Origin of the sequence: Aquabacterium sp. (genome assembly GCF_004297345.1) — a bacterium.
In the GTDB taxonomy this organism is placed as follows: domain Bacteria; phylum Pseudomonadota; class Gammaproteobacteria; order Burkholderiales; family Burkholderiaceae_C; genus Aquabacterium.
In genome coordinates this window covers 1-10,123 of record NZ_SCTN01000210.1, presented here as the reverse complement: position 1 = coordinate 10,123, position 10,123 = coordinate 1, and the positions used below count along the sequence as shown (strand labels likewise).

9 protein-coding genes are annotated in these 10,123 nt (G+C 57.9%); 4 read left to right on the top strand and 5 right to left on the bottom strand.

Annotated features, from left to right (window positions below; translation table 11 throughout):
- Positions 1-1,070: 1,070 nt before the first annotated feature.
- The 4 genes from EPO09_RS07550 to EPO09_RS07535 form a co-directional block, all read right to left on the bottom strand.
- Positions 1,071-1,283, bottom strand: coding sequence for a hypothetical protein (locus tag EPO09_RS07550; protein ID WP_290641772.1), 213 nt, complete (start codon positions 1,281-1,283; stop codon positions 1,071-1,073).
- 99 nt (positions 1,284-1,382) lie between these two features.
- Positions 1,383-2,951 (bottom strand): hypothetical protein, encoded by a 1,569-nt coding sequence (locus tag EPO09_RS07545; RefSeq protein ID WP_290641770.1) that lies wholly within the window; start codon positions 2,949-2,951, stop codon positions 1,383-1,385.
- Positions 2,952-3,057: 106 nt separating this feature from the next.
- Entirely contained in the window at positions 3,058-3,288 is a 231-nt protein-coding gene (locus EPO09_RS07540) for a hypothetical protein (RefSeq protein WP_290641768.1), read from the bottom strand.
- Between the two features lie 88 nt (positions 3,289-3,376).
- Positions 3,377-4,708: a site-specific integrase gene (locus tag EPO09_RS07535; protein WP_290641766.1), complete on the bottom strand. Its 1,332-nt coding sequence runs from the start codon at positions 4,706-4,708 to the stop codon at positions 3,377-3,379.
- A gap of 450 nt (positions 4,709-5,158) precedes the next feature.
- On the opposite strand from EPO09_RS07535, the gene EPO09_RS07530 reads away from it, so the two are divergent.
- The gene (locus EPO09_RS07530; RefSeq protein WP_290641764.1) at positions 5,159-6,193 is read left to right on the top strand and encodes an AraC family transcriptional regulator; all 1,035 of its coding nucleotides are present in this window, start codon (positions 5,159-5,161) and stop codon (positions 6,191-6,193) included.
- A gap of 28 nt (positions 6,194-6,221) precedes the next feature.
- Here EPO09_RS07530 and EPO09_RS07525 read toward each other — a convergent pair whose 3' ends face one another.
- A complete protein-coding gene (locus EPO09_RS07525) occupies positions 6,222-7,466 on the bottom strand; it encodes a hypothetical protein (RefSeq protein WP_290641762.1) in 1,245 nt (414 codons plus the stop codon).
- Positions 7,467-7,561: 95 nt separating this feature from the next.
- Between EPO09_RS07525 and EPO09_RS07520 the strand changes: the two genes are divergently transcribed.
- From EPO09_RS07520 to EPO09_RS07510, 3 genes are all read left to right on the top strand, one after another.
- Positions 7,562-8,128: a hypothetical protein gene (locus EPO09_RS07520; RefSeq protein ID WP_290641760.1), complete on the top strand. Its 567-nt coding sequence runs from the start codon at positions 7,562-7,564 to the stop codon at positions 8,126-8,128.
- Positions 8,129-8,594: 466 nt separating this feature from the next.
- Positions 8,595-9,182 carry a hypothetical protein gene (locus EPO09_RS07515; protein ID WP_290641759.1) on the top strand — a complete coding sequence of 196 codons (588 nt, stop codon included), beginning with the start codon at positions 8,595-8,597 and terminating at the stop codon, positions 9,180-9,182.
- 45 nt (positions 9,183-9,227) lie between these two features.
- Positions 9,228-10,123 (top strand): hypothetical protein (locus EPO09_RS07510; RefSeq protein WP_290641757.1); only part of this gene is annotated, 896 nt, incomplete at its 3' end.

The window sequence follows — 10,123 nt, the reverse complement described above, 5'->3', positions numbered from 1 at the left end:
CTTCGATGGTCACGGCGGGGAAGGTCTGTTTTGCAGTCGTCATGTCTTTCCTTTCGCCTTGCGCTCACGCTGCGCGCTCAGCAGATGGCATATCTAGATGGTGTCCGTGTGACGGTACAGAGAGAGGGGTTGAAATGGCCTTGATAGGACCGTGGGGCGGTACAGGGGGCGGGGTGTCTGTACCGTGGGGCGGTCCTATTGGTGGCGCTCCTGTACCGTGGGGCGGTCTAAGGCTTGCGCCGTTGGGCTTGTCCCACTTCCTGTAAAGCTCATCACGGGAAGGCTTGGGTTTTGGCATTGGCAAGGTGGCACCCTGCTGGTAGGCACTGCGCTTGAAAGCACTGGCGGCGCCCATGTCAAAGTCGGCATGCGTGTCCAATGACTGCCAGGTGATGGCATACCAACTGGCCTTGTTTGGGCGGTGACCCTTGACGGTTTCGAAGATGAAACCGCCATCGAGCAATTCCCGCTTTGCCTTCGTCAGCATGTCGGCAGAATTCCATCCACGTCCCGCCATGTAGGCCCGTGATGCCAACAATCGCCCGTTGTTGTCTCGGACGTATTGGCGGGCCATCTCAAGCAGCAGGGCGCGGGCGTGCATGGACAGGGATTGATAGGCTGCGCTGTCCAGCACGCACCATGGCAATGCAATGAAGCCCCCAGCATCCCGGCCCGAGTCCCCTCGCTTACCGTTTTTGCGTGGGCTTCCCATGGCTACCTACCCCCTTTGCGTTGACGGTCACGGCGCTTGAGCCATGCTCGAATCAGTCGCTTATCGCGGTCGGTGAAGTGATAAATCCCGCGCTTCACCTCGTAGCCGTCACGGTCGATGCACGGGGTTTTGCTGCAAGGCGCCTCAAGACCACGACGGCGAAGCTCGGCCATAAGCTCAGGGCCATTGCTGGCGCCTGCGATGCGGTCTATGGCTTCACGGGTGCGAGGGCTGACCAATAAGGCCATGATTACCCGCAAGTGGCGGGGGTTCTCTGTCCCCAGAAAGTGGGCTGGCTTGCTAGACTTGCGCTTGCGTGGGGCGCTCGGGTTTCCGTTATTGGGGCTCGGGCGCTTTTTCATTGCGACACCCCCAGCACGCGGCGCAGGTCTTCCACTTTCCAGGCCAGGCGACCATTGATGCGGAAAGCCCGAATAGGGCCTGACCCGTCGAAGCAAGCCCAGCTTCTAAGAGTCTGGGGCTTGCGATTGAGATAGTAAGCGGCGGCGGCAGTGTCAACTGCCGGTCGGGTAACAGTCTCCAGCGGCGGGAACTGCGTATCTGCTTGCATTGCCATCGGTTTGCACCTTTGTTTGTTTCGGTGCGTTGATGGTCTTTTTTTGCTTTAAATCAGCCTATTGAGTCGTGCCAGTTGTGGGTTGTCCGTGGGCTATTCGCGGGGTTTCTTAGTCATCCGTCGAATTGCCTCCCCAAGTGCGCTCAGCGAAACAGTGCGTTCTTCAATTTCTTCGCCGCTCAGGTACTCGAATGATGCAGGCAGCACCCGGGTTACACAAGCGGGCTTGTCTTCGCGAAATCTCTCTAGCACCTCTCTCGGTTTTGGGCAGGACTTCCCTTCATCGTGTGCTCGCTTCAAAACTGAGTACAGGGCCATGTTGTAGCCCTGTGGCTTCAGTGGCTTTACTAGGTTCCAAGAATCCCTTGCTCGATTAGGTTGCTCACCTTGGTCTTCCTCGTCTTGCTTGGCTAGGCATGCATCAGGCCCAACGCCAAGCATTGCTAGCGCTTTTGCCTTGTCTTCAGGTGTCACCAGCCACCCGGCTGATTTAGGGTCGTCGTGCCCTGCGAGGAATGGAAAGCCGCCCACCGGGTTGGTTGCTGCAATCGCGCCACCTTCTAGGAGCATATAAAGGCGTGATAGACACTCTCTTAGAAAGACCTCTGCGCTCGCCTTGCAAACGTCCTTGGCCCTATCGGTGGTCTGCTTTTCTGCGTCCCATGCCTTCGACTTCGCGGCTTCAATTGCGATGGCGCCAAGTGAGAGAGGGTTTAGGCCCACAGTGTCTATATTGAATTCGACCGTGACTTGCCCGCTGTCCTGGCAGGATGACTCCAGTCCATCCCCGGCGGTTTCGAGTGACGCGCTCGCAAACATGACCTCCGGCGCTTCAGCATAAGGGTATTCAAGGCGCAGTTCGCCTCTTATCGCCTCTTGTGCAAGCCAGCCATTCACGTCCTCTTGAAAAACAATGCAGTTCCAAAGATGTTCCTGGGTGATGCGCTGCTTGTCCACACGAATGTTATTGACTCGATAGATGAGTTGCCCGGCTCTGATTGCGGCGTCCATTTGCTCCGCAAGTTCTTTGACGTCCAACGCTGCGCTATCGGCGAGAACCTGGGCGGCTTCCCACAGCTTGTATTGACCACGCCACCACCGCGTAATGCGTTCTTCAACCTCTTCTATGAAGTCTGGAAAGGTCATCGATACATCGGTGATATAGCGAAAATGATTTAAACGTACTTGGCGTTTACCTGCCCCAATGACGCGCGCACACTCCCAGCGGGAGGCCTCGAGACGGGGCATGTTGCCAAGCACAAGTGTCTCGTTCTCGCTCAGATAGCGACCGCGCACTGCCACGAAAAAGCCGTGATGAACACTGAAACCACGCTCTAACGCCCAGCGATACCACACATCCGGCGCCTGCCCTTCAAGCCCCTCAGCAAGGGCAAGCCGCTCCATGCGCCTTGCCTCATTGCACGCTTGAGATGGGTTGTTTTGCGGTACTGGCCGCGATGTAAGTTCCGCGAACAAGTCCGGGTCCAGAGCGGCCATCAGACGGCACGCATCACATGGGTTGAGAACTGGCATGCTTTGGACCCAATACTGCCAGTCAATCAGGCGACCGTTATAGACATACTCAACCAAACTGGCGTGGCCATCATTGGCCAATAAGGTACTTTCTTGCTCGGCTTGTGCCTGCTTCTCTGATTGCTCCATTGCACCCCCGTGCACATCCCCGAAAGAAGAAACCCCAGCGGGACCACTCGGGGGCGTGGTCGTTCAGTCCAGCTTGCGGGCCGGGCCTAGCTGGGGCGTCAAACTATTATGCGCGGGGCTGCTTGACCTGTTCCCGTGCCATTGCGTCATAGCGGGTCAGCATGTCTTCTGCTTCGCAAAGCAAGTCAGATGCGGCCCATGCGGCGCTTGATTGGGCATCGTTCAAGGCATCGCATAGCATGCTTGTGATGCCTTGAGCCTTGGTGATTCGCCGCAGAATTTCATCGTAGAGTGAAGTCAATGGCGTTGGTTCAGCGGTTAAATTCTCATCAGCCATGATGCGCGGTCCTTTCTGTGTTGCGCGTTGTGGTTAGGGGTTGGCTAGTGGTCGCAACACTGCCCGGCCCCGCTATTGCCTGAGACCGTCAGGCGGCGGATACAACATGCAGGCCCTTTGGCTGGTCTGCTGTGAATTCAATTCCAGCTTGCTCAAGCACCCATGCCTCAATCTTGGTGTGCCACTGGCGTAGCAGGTCGATGGGGCGCACGCGGTAGTGCTTCTCGGCGATGGCGCTGGGCTTGTGGCCTTGAATCTGCGCCACGATACCCACAGGCACCTCGCACCATTCGGCCAGGGTTCCAAAGGAACGGCGCAGGCCGTGCAAAGTCAGGTGAGGCAGGCCAGCGGCCTTTAGTGCCTTGTTGTGATTGATACGGGGGTCTTGAAGGCGTCCGTTTGCGGCTTGAGGGCTTGAAAACACCCACGGGTTAGCCTTGCCGTTGTGCAACTTGCGGCGCGGCAGTGCGGCCAGCATCTGCGCCACGAACGGGGTAAGCGGGATTGTTCTTTCGCCCTCCACCTTGTCACGGATGGTCAGGGTGTTCCATTGAAAATCCACATCTGACCATTGCAGGCCTAGAAGCTCTTCACGGCGGGCGCCTGTCAGCAGCAGTGCTTGCAGGTAGGCCGCAATGACGGGGTTTGACTGCTTGCGCACCTCGGCAAACCACAGGGCCAATTGTTCGCGTTGCAAGGCGTCATCCTTTGCCGTTGCCTTGGGCATGGCTTGGCGGGTCGCTTTGGGTTTGCAGGCGTTGGCCTGAGCCAGTTGCGCATATTCTTTGTTCTCTGTGCACCAGTTGATGAAGGCGCGCAGCAAACGGAAGTTCTTGGCGGTCACAGTGGGCCGGGTCTTCACGCCAGCCTTCACCCAGGCCTCTACGGCTTCGGCATCAATCTGAACCAATGGGCGAGAGAGTAGGGCGCGTAGTGGGCCGGGCTGGGTCTTCTTGCCCTTGAATCGCTTGCGGTCCTCTCCACCTTCCTGAATGGCGCGGTCGTGGTCGCGTTTGCTCAGGTCGCCCCACTTGCTGGCCTTTGCCTTGCAGTAGTCACCCCATGCCGTCAGCCCGAGCACCTCAAGGCGCTGCCGGTCCAGTTTGGCGGCGGCGCGGTCGGCTTGGTCTGCTGCGATGGTCGCGGCCTTTTCTTGGCGCGGGTCTTTGCCTTGGTCAATCAGACCTTGCAGGCGCCGGGCTTCGCCCTGTGCTTTTTCGATGGCCCAGCTTTTTGGGTCACCGATGGTCATGCGAATGGTTTGGGTGTCCAGGCGACTTTGGAAGATGAAGGCGCGGGAGCCATTTGCGGTAACGCGAAAGCCCAGGCCGGGCGCCATCGAGTCCCACAGGAATGCTTGGGCCTTACCTTTGGACGTGAAGTCCTGTAGCCGTGTCGCGGTGAACCGTACTTTTGCCATCTGCAACACCCCCCGGTGTCGGGTCTGGTTTTTTGGGGTGGTGCTTACCTGTCGTCCGTCATGTAAGCGCCGTGTAAGCAGATTCTATGGCAATCAATCAACGCTAGTCAACAACCTAAGGACTTGTGTAAACAAGTTAACGTGTTGATTTGTATGCATGTTTATGTGGGCTTGGGCTTCGGGGTCAACGTCTGTCAACATCAAAGAATTGCCACTTTTGGCGACTCATAATCCTTTGGTCGTTGGTTCAAGTCCAACACGGCCTACCACCCCATCCAGCACTTGGCATTCACAACCAGGTGCTTTTTTCTTTCTGTCGCCAAATGCATCTTTCTGTCACGGCACACCCTTGTCGTGTCGCGATGTATCGCTTCCAATTCACCTGCTTGGCGAAACGCGCACAGGCATGTGACAGTTCCACCTGACGGAAGCATGGCTAGCACGTACTCTATGGCCGACGACATCATCCCCTTCCCGTGCTTGAACGCCTGGGTTCGGGCCGCATCCTTGTGCCGGCTCAATGTCAACCCGCTTTTGATGGATGCGGGCTTGCAGGCGGACCAGCACGGCGCACATCACATCAGCCGCGCAGGGCTGATCAACGCGATGATGCAGAGCGTGTACCAGACCGCGCCCGAGCACCATTTCCCGCTCCTGGTCGGGCAGTCCTTTGCGTTTGATACCGTGCCGGCCATCGAAACCTATCTGGCCACCAGCCCGACCTTGCGAGATGCCTTGGCCGCCTTGCATTGGGTGTCGCAGTTGCACACGGACATCCGCCTTTACACGGAAGAAGGGCCGCAAGGCTTTGCGATCATCGTGGAGGTGGTGGCGCAGCCTGACGATCCGCCCAAGGCGGCGGGCTACTTTGTCGTGATGAACCTGGCCTGCCTGGCCAAGTTCTCGCGCATGCTGATGGGTGATCAGCCCTTGGTCACGCGGATTGATCTTGAGCATGATCCAGGGCCCGTGCGCGCTTTGTGTGAAGCTCAGTTCGGCTCGCCTATCGTGGTGGGCCAACCCCGCAATGCCGTGTGGATCCGGCCATCATTGCTGGATGTGCGTTTGCCTGGCAGCGTGCCCGGTTTGCACAAGCAGCTCCATCAAGTGATCGAGCAGACTTTGCCCGTTGCGCCCGGCAAGCGCCTGGCCGCGCAGATCGAATACCACTTCCGGCGTGATCCTGGCTTGATGGGACAGGGCATTCAGCAGATGGCGGAGTTGATGAAGCTGCACCCGCGTACCTTGCAGCGCAGGCTCAAAGAGGAAGGCGAAGTGTTTGGCGACATCCAGACGCGTTGCCGGTATGAGCTGGCCGTGTTGCGCCTCAAAGGCGGGCAGGTGGACATCGACAGCTTGAGTGAAGAACTGGGCTTCACGGATCGCAACAGCTTCACGCGCGCCTTCAAGATCTGGACGGGGCTGGCACCACGCGCCTTCCGCAAGCTGTCCCTGGCGCCTGCAAGTCAAGCCGTAGCGGCCTGAGTCGTTCAGACGCCAGGTGCCATGGGCCTTACTGGTTCAGGTATTCGCGTTTGTACAAACGCGGCAGGAAGTAGGGCAGCATCTGGAACTCACGCAGCGCGTGTGAGCCCAGGTCGTCAAAGAAGGTCGGGTTGATGACCAGCGCCAAAGCTGTATTGACGAAAGTGCTGGTCAGCACCACGCCATCGCCCGTGGCATTCGGGCGCCATTGGTGCGTCAGCGAGTTGTTGGGCAGGATGCTGGCCAGCAGCGTGAGGTTGGTGCTGGCGTAGAAGTAGCCTGGGTCTGTCAGCGGCACGGGTGGCGGTGTGACTTTGGGATCCGCGCCGGTGATGTTCAGCGTCAGTGCCGTCTTGCCGATGTATTCCTTGGCCTTTTGCACGGCGCCGATGTCGTACATCAGGTCAGGGCTGTTGGGCGGAATGGTCCACTCGAAAGAGACGTGATCTACGGGTTGCCACAGGCGATAGCGTGCCGTGTTGCCAATGTGATCCCACCACCAGGCCAGCATCTGCGGCTCGATGCCTTTGATCTCCTGCACGATGGTCAGCTTGACGTTGAGCTTCTTGTCCACCTGGCCGATGCTGTAGTAGCCGCGCTTCTTGAGCACACCGTTGAAGTAGCGCTCGCTCAAGGCGTCCATCAAGGTGGGCTGCAGGCCCAGCAAGGTTTTGCGCAGGTGGTTGACATAGGCTTGTGCCAACAAGGGGTCTGCGGCAGCCGTGGCCTGGATGAGGAACTGGCTGTCGCTGAAGGTGCTGCCAACCGGGTTGTACTGGATCAGTACCGTGAACGGCGGCTTGCCATCAACCGACACGTTTTGCGCCAGGAAGCTGTAAGGCTTGCTGCCCAGAAAGTTGTCGGAGGCCACGCGACCGCGCATGGTGTTGGGGTCGAGGTAGCTGACATCCACTGTGTGCGTGCCCAGCCCGAACGCCGCCACCGTGCGGTAGCTCGCGCCAGCCGAGTAACCGAGGTGCTGCGGGCTCGACGGTGCCTGTTGCCAGCTGAATGATTTGTTGTCGCCATTGGCGGCGATCAACATGGCTTCGTCGATGTTGTCCCAGAACCAGCTGAAGGCTTCCGGGCGCACGCCTTTGATAGCAAATTGCGCCGATGCATTGATGCTCTGTGCCTGCGCACTGCTGGCCAGGCTGACGTTGGCGATCAGGCTTGTACTTGTCAGCAGGCAGATGGTGCTCAGGGTCAACAGGCATGGCGCGCGGCGTCTCATGTCACCAAGGGATCTGATCAGGCGATGTGGATTTGGCATGTTTTCTCCTTATCTACAAATGTAGAGTGTTGCGAAATCTACATTTGTAGAGTGGCGAGCAAGGAGATCGAAAACCCTGGGTAGACTGGGCACTGATGGAGACCGACCGCAAAACCAGGATCGCCGATGCCGCCATTGCCCTGTTGGGCCATGCGGGCGCCAAAGGCTTGACGCATCGCGCTGTGGACGCAGAGGCAGGGTTGCCTGTTGGATCAACGTCGTTCTATTTCCGCACTCGTCACGATCTGCTGACCTTGGCCCTGATGCGCCATGCAGCTTTGGACCTGGCAGATTTGCAAGCTGATGCGCAGCGGATGCGCCGGGCCAACTGGGGCGTCGAAGACTTCATCGATCTTCTGATCCACCGGGTTGCTGATTGGCTGTCACCTGGCAAACGCGCCCGCCTGGTTGCGCGGTTCGAGTTGTTCCTGGTGGCGTATCACGAGGCTGAGCTGGCCGATATCGTGACGCAGCAGCGTCAACGGTTTGTGGCTGCTACCGAACTGGCGCTGACGAACGCTGGTTTGCGGGATGCCGCCAGGCTGGCGCCGATGCTGCTGGCGCTTGTGGATGGCGTTTTGCTGGACCAGATTTGCGCAAAAGGGCCTGCTTTGTCCGATGCGCAGCAGCGGGCCATGTTCAGGGCTGTTTTGGCGGGCTGACGCACGCTGCTTCCTGCGTACAGAAGGGGCAAGTGCTTTGCCGCCCGTTGTACTCACAGGTATTCCTGTTAATTTGACAGCTATATCAAGTTATTGATATTTACTGCCAATATGATTGGTGGGTAAATGTTTTTGCATAACCTGCCATATTCTTGTCAAAGCCTGCCATGTAAGGGTATTCTTGTGGTTTGTGTCTGCGATATTTTGAGAAATATGACCGCTTGATCACGGGGTATGAATATGGAACAGGGGTTGCCCATAGGTCAGCTGTTTTGCATCATCCTCAAAATGACGCCATGCCCGAAAGATATTGCACACAAGCACATGTGTGGCGCTGCAATAGGGTAAGTTACAGGAGTAATTGGTAATGTCAATCGTTTCTCGTTATATTGCTTATTCGACTTTGACGGTCGCATCAGTGGTCACTGCGGCGCCTGCGTTTGCGCAGACGAAAATCATGATCAACATGCTGACCGCAGATTCGGTTCAGAAATTTTCGGATGACGCGATATTCTCTTTTGAGTCATCCGGTCTGGTCGTGAGCCCCAAAGGTAATTCATCGCAAAAGGCTGACGGCGTTCATTTCCCGATCACGGATATCACGCTGGGCGCCAGCAAGTACGCTGGTCTTGCGCCCGCCACGGTCAAAGGAAGCTCCAGCGGTTCTGCGCTGGAGATCTGGACCTACGACGAACTGACTGGCAACAAGATTGGTTTGACACTGGCGAATTTCCAGATCGATTACCACGCCAAGAAGGTGCTGGCCGACGTGACCCCTATTGGCGGCACCACCAGCAAGGCGACACCGCTGTACGACTACACCGTCAAACGCCCGCTGGTGTTCCAGCAAGTCCCCGGCAAAATCGTGCTGCAGGAGGTGCTGGGCACCTTGAAGCTCACGCCGCTCATGCAAGACACCTTCACCAGGGTGCTGCACCTGCCCGATTACGCTTCTGTGCTTTTGCCGGTTATCGATTTTGGCACGCTGACCCAGACCATTGACCTGACGCTGCGCGCCACCGTCAACGCGGCGCCCTATGCGCCCGCGCCTTGACGGCATGCCAGGCGTTCAGTCATTCGTTCAAATCAAGGTGTAGTCATGACAACATTCCCTTCAAAAACAAATAGCGCCCAGTCTTTCTCTATCAAGTCTCTGGCGCTGGCCGCCGCCGTGTTGGCTGGTGTGGTGTGCCACACGTCGGCACTGGCCCAGAACGTCTATCAATGGACCCAGACCGCAAGATGGAAGGAAGACGCGCGCCAGGAGTCCAGTGGCGTGGTGGTCTATCCACGTGAGGCTTATCCTGGCAAGTCGTACGATGTGCGCCCCAATCAGCACACACGCAAGATGTTCCCGGGCGCCATCGTGGGCGACGGCAACAACAAGGCCACCAGCAACAACCTGTGGGCTGCATTGCTGGCATCACGCAATGTGGTGGGCAACTCGACCACACTGACCCGCGCCCGCGATATCTCGGAAGACTGGGATATCAACTTCATCGATCCTCAGTATCCGACCCGCAACTACTGGTTCGACTTCTATGGCGACAACTATGCCGATGGCACCTACGTCGGTTTCGCGCAGGTGATCCAGAACGGACCACAGAAAGGCTCGGCTGTACTGGGCAACAACAACCTGCTGGCCATGGGCGATGACCGTGGCGCCTGGCTGGATCCGGACGGTTCCTTGAGCTATTACTGGCGCGAGAACGGCCTGCTGGATTACGACTCGGCCAACACCACCTTTACCGGCGGCCCATGGGCCGGGGCCAGCCTGCGCAGCAAACTGCGCTTCATGATCGGCTACGAAGAAGGCCGTCTGTATTTCCTGGAAGGCGATCACATGCTGTATGTGTTCGATCGCGACCTCAAGCACCTGCGTACCGACGAGATCTACCTGGATGGCGAGTTGATCGACTCGTCGCTGGGTGATGTGGTGGATGGCAAGGTGCCCGGCGTTCGCTATCTCGGCTGGGATCTGGGGCCGGTCATTGC

Bases quoted from the DNA above. Each gene is read 5' to 3' on its own strand.
- EPO09_RS07550 (WP_290641772.1), bottom strand. From the start codon at position 1,283: ATGCAAGCAGATACGCAGTTCCCGCCGCTGGAGACTGTTACCCGACCG.
- EPO09_RS07545 (WP_290641770.1), bottom strand. From the start codon at position 2,951: ATGGAGCAATCAGAGAAGCAGGCACAAGCCGAGCAAGAAAGTACCTTA.
- EPO09_RS07540 (WP_290641768.1), bottom strand. From the start codon at position 3,288: ATGGCTGATGAGAATTTAACCGCTGAACCAACGCCATTGACTTCACTC.
- EPO09_RS07535 (WP_290641766.1), bottom strand. From the start codon at position 4,708: ATGGCAAAAGTACGGTTCACCGCGACACGGCTACAGGACTTCACGTCC.
- EPO09_RS07530 (WP_290641764.1), top strand. From the start codon at position 5,159: ATGGCCGACGACATCATCCCCTTCCCGTGCTTGAACGCCTGGGTTCGG.
- EPO09_RS07525 (WP_290641762.1), bottom strand. From the start codon at position 7,466: ATGCCAAATCCACATCGCCTGATCAGATCCCTTGGTGACATGAGACGC.
- EPO09_RS07520 (WP_290641760.1), top strand. From the start codon at position 7,562: ATGGAGACCGACCGCAAAACCAGGATCGCCGATGCCGCCATTGCCCTG.
- EPO09_RS07515 (WP_290641759.1), top strand. From the start codon at position 8,595: ATGCTGACCGCAGATTCGGTTCAGAAATTTTCGGATGACGCGATATTC.